The organism is Massilia aurea (genome assembly GCF_040790145.1).
Taxonomy (GTDB): Bacteria; Pseudomonadota; Gammaproteobacteria; order Burkholderiales; family Burkholderiaceae_D; genus Telluria; species Telluria aurea_C.
The window spans coordinates 1-13,403 of record NZ_JBFMMP010000003.1 but is presented as its reverse complement, the minus strand read 5'-3'; the positions used below and the strand labels follow the sequence as shown (position 1 = coordinate 13,403).

13 protein-coding genes and 1 rRNA gene are annotated in these 13,403 nt (G+C 63.8%); 5 read left to right on the top strand and 9 right to left on the bottom strand.

Annotated elements, in window-relative coordinates:
• Positions 1 to 5: 5 nt before the first annotated feature.
• The 9 genes from AB2N08_RS06755 to AB2N08_RS06715 form a co-directional block, all read right to left on the bottom strand.
• Positions 6 to 1,151 carry a D-alanyl-D-alanine carboxypeptidase family protein gene (locus AB2N08_RS06755; RefSeq protein ID WP_367609875.1) on the bottom strand — a complete coding sequence of 382 codons (1,146 nt, stop codon included), beginning with the start codon at positions 1,149 to 1,151 and terminating at the stop codon, positions 6 to 8.
• Between the two features lie 102 nt (positions 1,152 to 1,253).
• The gene (locus AB2N08_RS06750) at positions 1,254 to 1,883 is read right to left on the bottom strand and encodes an alpha/beta hydrolase (protein ID WP_367609874.1); all 630 of its coding nucleotides are present in this window, start codon (positions 1,881 to 1,883) and stop codon (positions 1,254 to 1,256) included.
• Between the two features lie 2 nt (positions 1,884 to 1,885).
• Positions 1,886 to 2,209: a (2Fe-2S) ferredoxin domain-containing protein gene (locus tag AB2N08_RS06745; RefSeq protein WP_367609873.1), complete on the bottom strand. Its 324-nt coding sequence runs from the start codon at positions 2,207 to 2,209 to the stop codon at positions 1,886 to 1,888.
• A 33-nt stretch (positions 2,210 to 2,242) separates the two neighbouring features.
• The gene (locus tag AB2N08_RS06740; RefSeq protein ID WP_367609872.1) at positions 2,243 to 3,385 is read right to left on the bottom strand and encodes a VanZ family protein; all 1,143 of its coding nucleotides are present in this window, start codon (positions 3,383 to 3,385) and stop codon (positions 2,243 to 2,245) included.
• Positions 3,382 to 4,002 (bottom strand): ABC-type transport auxiliary lipoprotein family protein, encoded by a 621-nt coding sequence (locus AB2N08_RS06735; protein WP_367609871.1) that lies wholly within the window; start codon positions 4,000 to 4,002, stop codon positions 3,382 to 3,384. The genes AB2N08_RS06740 and AB2N08_RS06735 overlap by 4 nt, the downstream gene beginning before the upstream one ends.
• A gap of 8 nt (positions 4,003 to 4,010) precedes the next feature.
• Positions 4,011 to 4,958: an MlaD family protein gene (locus AB2N08_RS06730; protein WP_367609870.1), complete on the bottom strand. Its 948-nt coding sequence runs from the start codon at positions 4,956 to 4,958 to the stop codon at positions 4,011 to 4,013.
• Between the two features lie 2 nt (positions 4,959 to 4,960).
• Complete coding sequence (locus AB2N08_RS06725) at positions 4,961 to 5,830, bottom strand: ABC transporter ATP-binding protein (RefSeq protein ID WP_367609869.1); 870 nt, start codon at positions 5,828 to 5,830, stop codon at positions 4,961 to 4,963.
• Positions 5,830 to 6,963: an MlaE family ABC transporter permease gene (locus AB2N08_RS06720; protein ID WP_367609868.1), complete on the bottom strand. Its 1,134-nt coding sequence runs from the start codon at positions 6,961 to 6,963 to the stop codon at positions 5,830 to 5,832. Before AB2N08_RS06720 ends, AB2N08_RS06725 begins: the two co-directional genes overlap by 1 nt.
• A gap of 53 nt (positions 6,964 to 7,016) precedes the next feature.
• Positions 7,017 to 8,519, bottom strand: coding sequence for a B12-binding domain-containing radical SAM protein (locus AB2N08_RS06715; RefSeq protein WP_367609867.1), 1,503 nt, complete (start codon positions 8,517 to 8,519; stop codon positions 7,017 to 7,019).
• A 139-nt stretch (positions 8,520 to 8,658) separates the two neighbouring features.
• Between AB2N08_RS06715 and AB2N08_RS06710 the strand changes: the two genes are divergently transcribed.
• From AB2N08_RS06710 to AB2N08_RS06690, 5 genes are all read left to right on the top strand, one after another.
• Positions 8,659 to 8,973: a YbjQ family protein gene (locus AB2N08_RS06710; RefSeq protein WP_367609866.1), complete on the top strand. Its 315-nt coding sequence runs from the start codon at positions 8,659 to 8,661 to the stop codon at positions 8,971 to 8,973.
• The gene (locus AB2N08_RS06705) at positions 8,973 to 9,437 is read left to right on the top strand and encodes a YbjQ family protein (protein ID WP_367609865.1); all 465 of its coding nucleotides are present in this window, start codon (positions 8,973 to 8,975) and stop codon (positions 9,435 to 9,437) included. Before AB2N08_RS06710 ends, AB2N08_RS06705 begins: the two co-directional genes overlap by 1 nt.
• On the top strand, positions 9,434 to 10,246 hold the full coding sequence (locus AB2N08_RS06700) for a M48 family metallopeptidase (RefSeq protein ID WP_367609864.1): 813 nt from the start codon (positions 9,434 to 9,436) through the stop codon (positions 10,244 to 10,246). Before AB2N08_RS06705 ends, AB2N08_RS06700 begins: the two co-directional genes overlap by 4 nt.
• Before the next feature lie 108 nt (positions 10,247 to 10,354).
• Positions 10,355 to 10,467: ribosomal RNA gene (rrf, locus tag AB2N08_RS06695) — 5S ribosomal RNA — on the top strand.
• 173 nt (positions 10,468 to 10,640) lie between these two features.
• Positions 10,641 to 13,049, top strand: coding sequence for a penicillin acylase family protein (locus tag AB2N08_RS06690; protein ID WP_367609863.1), 2,409 nt, complete (start codon positions 10,641 to 10,643; stop codon positions 13,047 to 13,049).
• Positions 13,050 to 13,403: the final 354 nt, after the last annotated feature.

Here is a 13,403-nt window from a genome sequence, read left to right as displayed (position 1 = left end):
CCGATTTACTGCATCCACAGGCGCATCGAATCCCAGGCGCGGCCAAAGATGCTCGCTTCCTGGACTTCTTCCAGCGCCACCACCGGCAGCACCAGCAGCGGCTTGCCGTCGACCGTCATCTTGAGCGTGCCCACCGCGCCGTTGCGCGCCAGCGGCGCGACCAGCGGATCGCGGCGCTCCAGCACCGGCTTGAGTTTGCCGGCCACGCCCTTCGGCACGGTCACCAGGATGTCGCGCGTGAAGCCGATCTTGACGGTCGGCTGCGTGCCTTTCCAGATCTGCGGGCTCTGGATCGCCTGGCCTTTCGAGTACAGCTTGACGGTGTCGAAGTTCTGGAAGCCCCAGTTCAGCAGCTTCTGGCTTTCTTGCGTGCGCACTTCGGTCGAGCTGGTGCCCAGCACGACGGCGATCAGGCGACGCTCGCCCGTGCTGCCGTTCGGGCGGCGCGCCGACGAGATCATGCTGTAGCCCGACGAATCGGTGTGGCCGGTCTTCATGCCGTCGACGGTCGGGTCGAGCCACAGCAGACGATTGCGGTTCTGCTGGGTGATCTTGTTGTACGTGAACTGCTTGATCGAGTCGATCTTGTAGAACTCGGGGAAGTCGCGGATCACGTGCGAGGCCAGGTTGGCCAGGTCGGCGGCGGTCGAGTAGTTGTTCGCGTCCGGCAGGCCGTGCGGATTGGCAAAGCGCGTGGCTTTCAGGCCGAGGCGCTGGGCTTCGCGGTTCATCAGCGTGACGAAGGTGGCTTCGTCGCCGGCGACGGCTTCGGCGATCGCGACGGCGGCGTCGTTACCCGACTGGATCATCAGGCCGTGCAGCAGGTCGCTGATCGAGACCGGCACGCGCGGATCGATGAACATCTTCGAGCTGCTGCTGTCGACTTTCCAGGCGCGCTCGGACACATTGACCATCTGGTTCATCGACAGGCGCTTGTCGCGGATGGCAGAGAACGCGACATACGCCGTCATGATCTTGGCCAGCGATGCCGGCTCGATGCGCATGTTCTGGTCTTGCGAAGCGATGACCTGGCCGCTCGTGGAGTCGAGCAGCAACCACGACTTGGCTGCGATGGAAGGAGCCGGTACGGTCTGCGCACTGGCCGAGACCATCACCAGGCTGGCGGCGAATGCCGCTAACAGTTTTTTCATGGAAACGTTCGTCATTGTAAAAGGTGAAGCGGTGGTAAAGCGCAAGGCAATGCCGGGGGCATTGCCTCAAGAGAAGGGAATGATTATAGGGGAGTGTGGGCGTTAAATGTCACGGCGCCACAGTTGAACGACCAGATTTTTAATATGGCCGAGCTTGCGATGGAAGAAGTGATCGGCGCCCGGGATGATGGTCACCGGGATATCGAGTGGGCGCGCCCAGTCGAACACTTGCTGCATCGTGATCGTATCGTCGAGCTCGCCGTGGATCAAAATGGTGTCTTGCGGCACGGGCGGCATCGGCCATTTGCCGGCCGCGGTGCCCACCAATACCAGGCGCTCGGGCGCGCGGCCTTCAGCATCCAGGCGCTGTGCGAACTGCGCCTGCACGAAGGTGCCGAACGAAAAGCCACTGAGCGTGATCGGCAGGTCGGGATAGCGTGCGCGCATGTGCTCGTACATGATGGCCATATCGTCCACTTCGCCACGGCCGTCGTCGTACACGCCTTCGGACTCGCCCACGCCGCGAAAGTTAAAGCGCGCCACGGCATAGCCGAGCGTGACGAAGGTGCGCGCCAGTGTCTGGGCCACCTTGTTTTCCATGGTGCCGCCGTACAGCGGGTGCGGGTGCGCGACCAGCGCGATGCCGCGCGGTTCGGCCTCGGGCAGGTCGAGCAGGCACTGCATCTTGCCGGCGTCGCCGTCGAGATAGAATTTTTGCGAGTGGATGTTCATGGTCAGATCTTGAGACGGTCGACGACCTTGCCGCCGACCAGATGGGTATCGATGATGTCGTCGATGTCTTCGTTATCGACGTAGGTGTACCAGACGCCTTCCGGATAGACCACGAGCACGGGGCCTTCTTCGCAGCGGTCGAGGCAACCCGCCTGGTTGACGCGCACCTTGCCCTGGCCGCTGAGGCCCAGTTCCTTGATGCGCTTCTTGGCATGTTTCTGGGCTTTTTCAGCGCCGCACTTGCCGCAGCTCTGGCGCGCGTCTTTACCTTCGCGCTCGTTCATGCAGAAAAATACGTGGTGCTGGTAAAACGGTTGGTCGGTCATGGCGTTCTCGTCGAAAGAGGCGGAAGTATTATCTTACTGGCGATTGAGTTTATGTGACGGCAGCAGCAGGAACCACAGTGCGAAGAAGGGCCAGCTGAGCGACAGGAACCACGCCGCACCATTGAAGTTCAAGAATTTACCCTGTACCCAGCCCTGCAGCGTGGACGAGAAATACGGGTTCACCGGGATCGTATTGACGACCACCAGCGCCAGCACCAGCGTCACCACCGCCAGGCGCCGCTGCGCCACCTGCGGCGCGAACACCAGGCCCGACAGCATGATCAGGCCGATCAGGAAGCCCCCTTCGGCGCCCGGCGTGACCCACACCAGCGCGTTATCGGGCCGGAACAGCAGCGAACTGGCGAACGCCTTGAGCACCAGCGCCGTCGCCAGCAGGGCCGCCATCAGCCAGAAGCGCGGTGCGCCGCGCCGCACGAGGCACATCAGGGTCAGCGCCGCGCCGGTCATGCCGCAGGCGGTGATGATGGTCTCGGACAGCCAGTACTGCTCCACGCTCATCGTCAAGCCGGGGCGCAGCATGGCCACCAGGTCGATCTCGGTATCGAACCACGACGACAGCCAGCCGGAGACAATGGGCAGCACCTGGCCGTGGCCGAACAGGTAACTCTGCGGATAGATCTGCGCCAGCGGCCACATGGCCACCAGCACCAGGCCCTGGCTCGCATGCGGCGCGAACCAGCGCTGGCGCAATTTGAACAGGCGGCTGCGATCGAGCAGGCTTGGCGCCCACACGGCGCCCAGCACCGCGCCGAGCAGCGCGCCGCCGGCATTGGTGACGAAATCGAGGTTCGAGGGCACGCGGCTGGGCAGGAAGTTCTGCACGGTTTCCATCACGCCAGTGGTGAGAATGCCGACCAGCGCAGCCAGCAGCACCGCCCAGACGCCGCGCACGCGCGGATAGAACGACAGCACCAGCAGGATCCCGAACGGGATGTAGCCGGCGATGTTGACGCCCACGTCGAAGCCCGTGTAGTAGCGCTGCTTGACCAGGTTCAGGAACGCCAGGGGCGCCACGCCCGTGTCGCGCCAGCCGGTGAACGGAAACCAGCTGGCGTAGATGATCAACAGCAGATACGCCAGCAGCGCGGCGCGCACGATTGGCGAGCCGCGCGAACGGCCGGCGGCGACTTCGGCGGAAATGGCCGGTTCGCTCATTTGCCCTGCAGGTCGAGGGTCGACAGCCAGTTCTTCAGATCGCCCGCGATGCGGTCGGTGCCGACCGCCAGCGCCGCCACGCCGCCAGCGGCGTCCTGGCTCGGTGCGGGAGCGCTATGCGCAAAGCTGCGCTGGCCCACCAGGCGGTGGTCGTTAAAGACCGACGCGCGCAGCATGATCTCGCCCTGGCTCGCGCTGGTGCTGGAGAAGGCCTGCACGAAGTCGTCGATCTCGATGCGCAGGACCGGCACGCGGTTGGCGGCGTCGGTGGCCGACAGTACCGTGACACCGGCTTGCGACAGGCGCACCTTGATGCGCTGCGTGACCAGGTCGAGCGGCGTGCCGCTCCAGCGGCTGCCAGCGTAGGTGCGGGCCTGCATCGGATCGGCGTAGTTCAGGCGATAGAACATGCGCTCGTTGTCGAGGGCCGCGGCGCCGGTGGCGTCCATCACCACGATCGGGGGCAGTTGCGACGACGGATTGGCGGGCGTGAAGAGTTGGGCCGATGGCGCGCCGAAATCATAGATGGTATTCGGTGCACCCTTGATGCTGGCGCAGCCGGCCAGCATCAAGGCGCAAGCGATGGCGGCGGCGGTAGAAGAAGCTCGGAGATTCACGGTGGTCCTCATTTGGTCGGGGGCGCGAAGCCCGGCTCGCCCGGGCCGGGCGCGTCGCCCGGTGTGCCGAACAGGATGCTTTGCGGGCGGTCGGAGAACGAGTTGGCGGTGCGCCGCACGGCGCGCAGCGAGGCGCGCGCTTCGTCGGTCATCTGCACCACGTGCGGCAGCGTTTCCAGTTCCAGTTCGCTGGTGGCCGCGCCGAGCGCGCCGATGGTGGTGTTCAGGCGTTCGATCGGGCCGTCCGGCGCTTGCAGGCGCGTGGCCAGGTTGTCGTAGTTGCGCGTCATCGCCGTGGCACTGGTGGCCAGGCCGTTGATCGAGTCCATGCTGCGATCGACCTTGGTGACCAGCGCCGGCAGCTGGTCCAGCACGGGGTCGAGCCGCTGCGGGATCGCGGCGTAGGCTTCGGCGGCGCGGTCGACGCTCTCGAACGCGCCGACCATCGTGGCGCGGTTTTCAGGGCTGAGCAGCTCGTCGAGGCTGGCCGTGATCTGTTCGGCCTTGACCAGGATGGCCAGGCCACGGTCTTCCAGCTGGTCGAGCAGGCCAGGCCGCAGCGGGATGCGTGCGATCGCGTCCGGCTCTGTTTTCAGGAGCGGCGACCCGGTGCGCTCGTCATCGAGCTGGATAAAGGCGATGCCGGTCACGCCCTGGTAGCCGAGCGACGCATAGGTGGTGCTGGTGATCGGCGAGGCTTCATCGACCGACAGCCGAATCAGGATCTGGCCGGTGACGCGCGGATCGAACACGATCGTGTCGACCCGCCCGATCTCCAGGCCCCGGTAGCGTACCGTGGCTTGCGGGTTCAGGCCGGGGATCGACTGGGTGGTGACGATCTCGTACGGCACCAGCTCGGTCTTGTCGCGGTTGAACCAGAGGCCGATCAGCACCGTCGCCACCAGCAGGGCAATGGTGAAGATGCCGGTCATCAGGGCATGTGACCTGTTTTCCATGATTAGTGATTCTCCAAATCGTTCGGGTGTCCGTTTTGAGCTTGGCGCTCGTCGAGCACTTCCAGCGCCCGCTGGCCGCGCGGGCCCAGGAAAAAGTGTTTGATGAACGGGTGCTCGACCTTGAGCACATCGCACGACGGGCCCACTGCCAGCACGTGTTTTTCGGCCAGCACCGCGATGCGCGAGGACAGTGCAAACAGCGTGTCCAGATCGTGCGTGACCATCACCACCGTCAGCTTCAGTTCGCGGTGCAGCGTCTGGATCAGCGTGACAAAGGCGTCCGACAGGTCGGGATCGAGGCCCGCAGTCGGTTCATCCAGGAACAGCAACTGCGGCTCGAGGGCCAGTGCGCGCGCCAGCGCGGCGCGCTTGACCATGCCGCCGGACAGGTCGGCCGGCATCTTGGCCGCGTGTTCCGGCCCCAGGCCCACCATGTCCATCTTGAGCAGCACGGCGTCGCGGATCACGTCTTCGGGCAGTGCATGCAGCTCGCGCATCGGCAGGGCGATGTTGTCGAACACGTTCAGCGCCGAGTACAGGGCCCCCTGCTGGAACAGCATACCCCAATGGTTGCGCATGCGTTGCAGCTGCTCGGGCCGGGCCGCGCTGATGTCTTCGCCGAACACGTGCACGCTGCCCTGCGACGGGCGCTCCAGGCCGAGCATCTGGCGCAGCAGCACGGTCTTGCCGGTGCCCGAGCCGCCGACGATGGACAGGATCTCGCCGCTGTAGATGTCCAGGTTCAGGTCCTGGTGCACGACGGTGCGGCCGAAGCGCGTCCACAGGTTGCGGATCTCGACGACCGGCTTGCCCACGTCTTCGTCGGGCCGCAGGTTCAGGCGCTGGGGTGATTGATCGAACGTATTCGCCATCAGAATCCCGTTCCGCTGAAGATGATCGCGTACACCGCGTCGGCCAGGATCACCACCGTGATCGCGGTGACGACCGAGGTCGTGGTGCCGCGCCCGAGGCTTTCGGTATTGGGCTTGATGCGCAGGCCATGATGGCACGCGACCAGCACGATCAGCACGCCGAAGGTCGCGCCCTTGAGCAGGCCAATCAGGTAGTTCACGAACGGCACCGCATCGGGCAGCTTTTGCAGGAAGTAGCGGAACGACATGCCCAGCTCGATCTTGGCCGACACCATGCCGCCCAACAGGGCCATGGCGTCGGTCCAGACCACCAGCAGCGGCATCGAGATCGCCAGCGCGATCACTTTCGGCATGATCAACCGGTAGCCGTGCGAGACGCCCATCACCAGCATCGCATCGAGTTCTTCGGTGACCCGCATCACGCCCAGTTGCGCCGTGATCGACGAGCCGGACCGGCCGGCGACCAGGATCGCGGCCAGCAGGGGACCCAGCTCACGAATCACCGCGATACCCAGCAGATCGACCAGAAAGGCGTCGCCGCCGAACTTGCTCAGCTGCTGCGACGACAGGTAAGAGAATACGACCCCGATCAAAAAGCCGACCAGCGCCGTGATGCCCAGCGCCTGGAAGCCCGAGTGATAGATATTGGCCGAGATTTCGCGCCACGGGCCGGTGGCGGGACGGCGCGCGAAGCGCCACAGGTCCTGGATCACGACGCCGATCAGGCCGATGAAGCTGCGCAGGTGCTCGAAGAAGCCGAGCATGCCGGCGCCGAGCACGATAATCGAGTGGAAGGGGCTGGTGCGCTGGCGCGGCAGGGTGATCTTGCCGGCTTCTTCGATGCGCTTGAACAGATCTTCCTGGCGCGCATCGAGCGTGAGGCGCGGCGGGCGCTGCTTGTTCCAGGTGTTCCAGAACATCTGGGCGCCGATGTGATCGAGGCTCTCGACGCTGGACAGGTCCCAGGTGCACGCCGATTTATCTTTCAGGCTCGCGAGCTGGCGCGTGATCCCTTTTAAAATGCCGCGCTGCGACAGGCCATGCACTTGCCAGACCCCGCTGGCGATGACAGATTGGCCCGACCCCTGGTCGGACTGTTGAATGGTTAATGTTGGCGCATTTTCAATCTGCATTGCGCCAGTGTAAAAGAGATTCGCACCTGCCGCCACAATGTTGGCGCTGTGAATCAGGCGGCCAGATGGCGGGCCTGGCGTGACGGGGCCACGGCGCGCGCCGCATCCGGCGGCAATGGCACGGGGCGCGCCGGCGCGTCGACCTTGCCGGCGTAGTCGCTGGCGAGCAGGTTGGTCGCGTCAATACGGCCCATGCCGCGCACCTGCAGGTACTCGGCCACCAGCTTGGCCAGGCGATCCAGGGCGATGCGGTGGGTCGCATCGGTGCGCGTGAAGATCCAGTCCGAGAACGCCATGAAGTTGTCGAACGGGGCTTCTCCCAGCAACACCGGGATGGTGTTGGCGAAGCGGCCCGAGTTGGCCACCAGGTCCCAGTAGCGCGCGAAGCGCACCAGGCGCTGCATGGTGGCGAAGTCGATTTTATTGGTCGCCAGGACGGTGTAGGGCGGGTACGGATCGTAGACCATGCCGAAGGCTTCGGTGTGGCGGATGATTGGCGTGCCGCGCAGGCGCTTGAGGATGCCGAACTGGATCTCTTCGGCGCCCAGGCCCACCAGTTGATCGAAGCCGCGGGCGAAGCTGGCCACGTCTTCGCCCGGCAGGCCGGCGATCAGGTCGACGTGCAGGTGGGCGGTGGCGTTTTGTGTGAGCCAGCGGATGTTCTCGGCTGCCTTCTCGTTGTTCTGGCGGCGGCTCACGAGCGACTGCACCTCAGGGTTGAAACTCTGGATGCCGATCTCGAACTGCAGCGCGCCGGCCGGGAATCTGGCGATGGTGTCTTTCAGCGCATCGGGCAGGTGGTCGGGCACCAGCTCGAAGTGGGCGTAGATCGGGTCGTCCGGGTATTGCGCGATCTTGTCGAGGAAAAAGTCCATGATGCGCAGGCTGGTCTTGACGTTCAGGTTGAACGTGCGGTCGACGAACTTGAAGAGGCGGGCGCCGCGCGCGTACATCGTCTCCATCTCGGCCAGGAAGGCGTCGAGCGGGAACGGCCAGGCGGTCTTGTCGAGCGACGATAAACAGAATTCGCACTTGAACGGGCAGCCGCGCGAGGCTTCCACGTACAAGGTGCGGTTGGCGATGTCATCGTCGTTGTACAGCGCGTAGGGCAGGGTGATGGCGTCCATCGGCGGCTGCACGCCGGCATGGATCTTCATCAAAGGCTTGGGGCCATTGAGGATCTCGCCGCACAGTTTGGGGAAGGTGACGTCGCCCCAGCCGGTGACGACGTAGTCGGCCAACCCGACGATCTCTTGTTCACCCGTCTCGTGCGAGACTTCCGGGCCGCCCAGCACGATCTTCACATCGGGCGCAACGCGTTTGAGCATCGCCACCAGGCGCGTGGTCTCTTCCACGTTCCAGATATACACGCCAAAGCCGACAATGCGCGGCGCGTGCGCCAGGATGCGTTCGACCAGGTCGGCGGTCTTGGCGCCGGTGACGAACTCCTGGATGCGCGTCTGTTCCTGCAGCGGGCCCATATTGGCCAGCAGGTAGCGCAGCCCAAGCGAGGCGTGCGTGTAGCGGGCGTTCAGGGTGGTGAGCAGGATCGACATGGTGGCGGCAGGCTGAGGGGATTTGAAGGCGGTATTTTACTGTGCTGCTGCTGTCGCCCGCGTGTCTATGCAGTTGACATTGCTTCAAATAAAGATTGGTGTCTACAATCGACCACTCCTCTTTTAGAAAGTGCCATCCATGTTCATGACCAATATCGAAACCATTCCGGGCAAGGCCATCACTGCGTGCCATGGCGTTGTCTCCGGCAGCTCGGTGCGCTCCAAGCACGTGGGCCGCGACATCATGGCCGGTCTGAAGAATATGGTGGGCGGCGAACTGAAGGGCTATACCGAGTTGCTGGAAGAATCGCGTGCCCAGGCGACCGAGCGCATGCAGGCGCAGGCCACGCAGATGGGCGCGAATGCCATTGTCAATGTGCGCTTCTCGACCTCGTCGGTGGCCGCCGGCGCCGCCGAGATCTATGTATACGGCACTGCGGTGACGGTCGGCTGATGGAACTGCTCTTTCTGATCGCGTTCTGGTCGGTACCGATCGCGCTGGGCTATATCTTTGGCCGCATGGCTGAAGCCAAACACTACCGCGCCATTCACGCCCGCGAAAAAGCGTTGCTGGGTTTGCCGGCCACGTCGCTGAAACAATTGCTCGGGTCCGCGCCGGTGGCGCGCAGCGAGCTGGTCACAGGCAGCGTGGTGGTGGCGGTCGATCACTTCAAGAAGGCGGCATCGGCGCTGCGCTCGCTCGTGGGCGGGCCGGTGCAATCGTATGAGTCGCTGCTTGACCGGGCCAAGCGCGAAGCGGTGCTGCGCCCGAAAGAAAGCTGCCCGGGCGCGCACGAAATCGTCAACGTGCGCCTGGAAACCATGCCGCTGACCGGCAACCAGCGGCAGATCAACGGCGTCGAGGTGCTGGCGTATGGCACCGCCATCTATTATATGGAGCACACCGCCACGCCATGAGATACCAGGCCTCGCTGCCGGAGCACAACGATAATGTGACGCCCGGGCACCCGCTGAAGGACTTTGTGCTGATCCTGGCTGGGCTCTCGGCGGCGGTGTTCGTCGGCTATCTGGTGCTGGGCTGGCTGGTCGACGTCGTCGTCGATCGCATGGGGCCGCAGACCGAGGCGCGGCTGACGCAGCTGGTGGCGTGGGCGCCGCCGGCGAGCGAGCCGGCGATGCGCACGCGCGAAGCCTGGGCCCAGGCGCTGGTCGACGGCATGCGCACGTGTGCCGGCGTGAGCGCGCCAGTAACGGTGCGCGTGCACCGCTCGGACACGCCTAACGCGATGGTGGCGCCGGGCGGGGTGGTGATCGTGATGTCGTCGCTGTTCGACAGCGTGCAGTCCGAGAACGGCATGGCCTTCGTGCTGGCCCATGAGCTGTCGCATATGGCCAACCGCGATCACTTGCGCGCGTTTGGCCGGCGACTGGTGCTGATTGCCGCGGCGACTTTACTCACAGGTGATGGCAGCGGGACGGCGGGCGTGCTGGCGCCGGCGCAGCATCTGGGCGAATCGGGCTATTCGCGGGGCCGTGAAGCGGCGGCGGATGCGACCGCGCTCGCCATCCTGCAATGTCGCTACGGCCATGCCGGTGGGGCCACTGAATTGTTTGAAACCTTGCAGCGTGAAGCGGGCGACATGCCGGCGTTGGTGCATTACCTGGCATCGCATCCATCGATGGGCGCGCGCATCGAGGCCGTGCAGGCGGCGATGCGGCAAGCCGGCCTGCAGCGTGGCGCGCTGCAGCCGTTGCCGCGTTTTTGAACGGTTTTCGCAATAAAGCTGGCGCCGCCAGAAATTGCTTGTTAGAATGCGAGCCGGAATTCAGGAAGCCTGTTGCCCAGTAGAGGAACAGTTTTCCAGCAAGTTATGCCTGATGACCATAGCAAATCGGTCCCACCCCTTCCCATCCCGAACAGGACCGTGAAACGATTTTGCGACGATGATAGTGCTGCAACCAGTGTGAAAGTAGTTTATCGTCAGGCTAGTTATATAGAGAAAGCCCACCAGGTGTCTGGTGGGCTTTTTTGCTTTCCGGCGTCGGTGTTGCATCGACGTCAGATTGAGCACGCTGGAACTATTTCAGGGTTAAAGTACCGCATCGGTTTTATCTCGTCATGGTTCGATCGCGCGGCGCCCGCCGCAGAAAGCGTCTCTCATGCAACGTCGTCGTCCTGCCGCGCCCTTTCGTCTTCTGCTTGCAACATTGCTCGTGCTGGCGCTGGGGGCCTGCGGTCGGGATCACGACGATCCGGTCGTGCCACCACCACCAGCCACCGCCTCACGCATCACGGTCGAGCTCGCACGCACCACGCACGGCGTGCCACATGTGCGGGCCGACGACTTCCGCAGCCTCGGCTACGGGCTCGCGTACGCCTATGCCCAGGACAATATCTGCATGTTCGCCGATGCCGTGCTCACCGTGCGCGGCGAGCGGTCGCTGTTCTTTGGCGGCGACGCGCGGCCACGCCAGCGCACGGGCGACGAGTATGGCGGCGGCAGCGGCTTCATGGATTTGAACAATGAGGACAGCGACTTCTTCTTCAAGGGCTACCTCGATATCGAGCAATTGCGCGCCGGGTATGCCGCCGGCAGCAGTCAGCCGCGCGAGCTGCTCGAGGGCTATGTTGAGGGCTATAACCGCTATCTGAAAGATGCCGGCAGCAAGTTGCCGGCGGCCTGCGCCAATACCAGGTGGGTGCGGCCCATTTCGCTCGACGACATGATGTTGGTGGTGGCGGAAAAGGCGCTGCACGCATCGGGCCAGGCCTTTGCCCGTGACTTTGTCGCTGCTGGCAGGGTTCCCGGCACCGCCGTGACGTTGGCCAGAACCGCCCCGCGCAAGATCGACGCATCGTCGCTGGTCGCGCAGCTCGATCTGCTTAACCGGCAAGGCTTTGGCAGCAATGCGCTGGCGGTAGGCAAGGATTTATCGGCCAATGGGCGCGGGCTGTTGCTCGGCAACCCGCACTATCCCTGGACCACGACCGACCGCTTTTATCAGGCCCACTTGACCGTGCCTGGGCGCTACGACGCGATGGGTGTGATCATCGGCGGCGTGCCGGCGGTCGTCATCGGTTTCAACCGCGACGTGGCCTGGAGCCACACGGTCACGTTCGCCAATCACTTCACCACGTTCCGGCTGGCGCTGGACGCTGGCGACGCCACCGGCACCACCTATCTGTATGACGGCGAGCGACGCAAGATGACGGCGAAAACGGTGACGGTCGAGGCACTGCTGCCCGATGGTTTGATCGGCCGGCGTAGCAAGACCTTTTACTTCAGCCATCAGGGCGCCGTTATCAGCCGGCCCGCCGCAGGGCTGACCTGGACGGCGCAGGCCGCCTATGTGCTGGCCGATCCGAACCGCAGCAATACCCGGATGCTCGAGCAATGGCTGGGCATCGGCACCGCTACCAGCGTGCGCACGCTGAAGGATTCGCTCGACCAAGTCGTGGGGCTGCCATGGGTGAACACGGTGGCGGCCGACCGCGACGGCAATACGCTGTATGCGGACGCAAGTGTCGTGCCGCACATGAATGCGGACAAGTTCGTCAATGGCTGCCTGTTGCTGCAGGCGGCGTTGCTGTTCGATGGCTCGCGCGCCGCGTGCGGCTGGGGGCAGGATGCGGGTGCCCCACCGGGTATATATGCGCCCGCCACTGCGCCCTGGATGATGCGCACCGATTATGTCGGCAATTCGAATGACAGCTACTGGCTGACCAATCCGAAAGCGCTGCTCACCGGCCCGGCGCCGCTGGGTTATTCGCCGCTCTACGGGCGCGTGAATGTCGAGCAAAGCCTGCGCACGCGGATCGGGTTCCGCCAGGTGGAGGATCTGCTGGCCCAGAAAGCCAAGTTGAACCTGGCCGATATGCAGGCGCTGGCGTTCTCGAACCGCGTGTATGCGACCGAGCTCGTGCTGCCCGAGCTGCTGACGGCGTGCGCCAGCGCGAGCAATGCGCTCGTGCAGCAGGCGTGCACGACGCTGCAAGCGTGGGACCGGCGCGCCGACCTCGACAGCCGGGGCGCGGTGCTGTTCCGTGAATTCTGGGCGCTGGCCACCGCGATTCCAAATAAATGGGCGCGGCCATTCGATCCAGCGGACCCGGTCAATACGCCGGCCGGCGTGGCGCCGACTGCGATGTCGGCCATGCTGGCGGCGCTGCGCACTGCCGCCGAAAAGCTGCAGTCGCTGGGTGTGCCGCTCGACGGCCGGTTGGGCGACTACCAGGTCGAGCCGCGTAACGGCGTGCGCATTCCCCTTCACGGCGGCAATGGGAATCAGGAAGGCACGTATGGATCACTGACGATGCGCAGTGGCTTGACTGCGCAAGGCTATGTGGGTGCGCACTGGGGGCAGAGCTATATCCAGACTGTAACGTTCGATGACCAGGGGCCGGTGGCGCAGGCGATGCTGACCTATGGCCAGTCGGTCGACCCCACGTCGCCATGGTATGCCGACCAGACGCTGCTGTATTCGCGCAAGAGCTGGTCGAGCCTGCCATTTACCCAAGAGAAGATCAAGGCTGACCCCAGCCACACCACGGTGACGCTGCGGGAGTAGCGGCCTTTGCGTCCGTGCATGAACGAAAATTTGTCATGAGTTTGAAAAATAAGCTGTTGACGTAGCTCAGCAGGTCGAGCATAATCTCATTCCTCTGCTGCAGCGAACAAAACGATTCGAAGCAAGCGGCAGATGAAGCAGCACCGAATAAAGTTCTTTAAAAATTAACAGTCGATAAGTGTGGGCGTTTGATGAAGGTGCCAAAGACTTCGGTCTTTGATTACTTAAATTATCAAATGTTCACAAAAAAGAAATACGTTGTCTCAGCAATGAGATAACGGTCAGTATTTTGAGTGAGCGACCCGCTAGCAATAGCGGTGGCAGAAATGCCAACAAACAGAGATTGAACTGAAG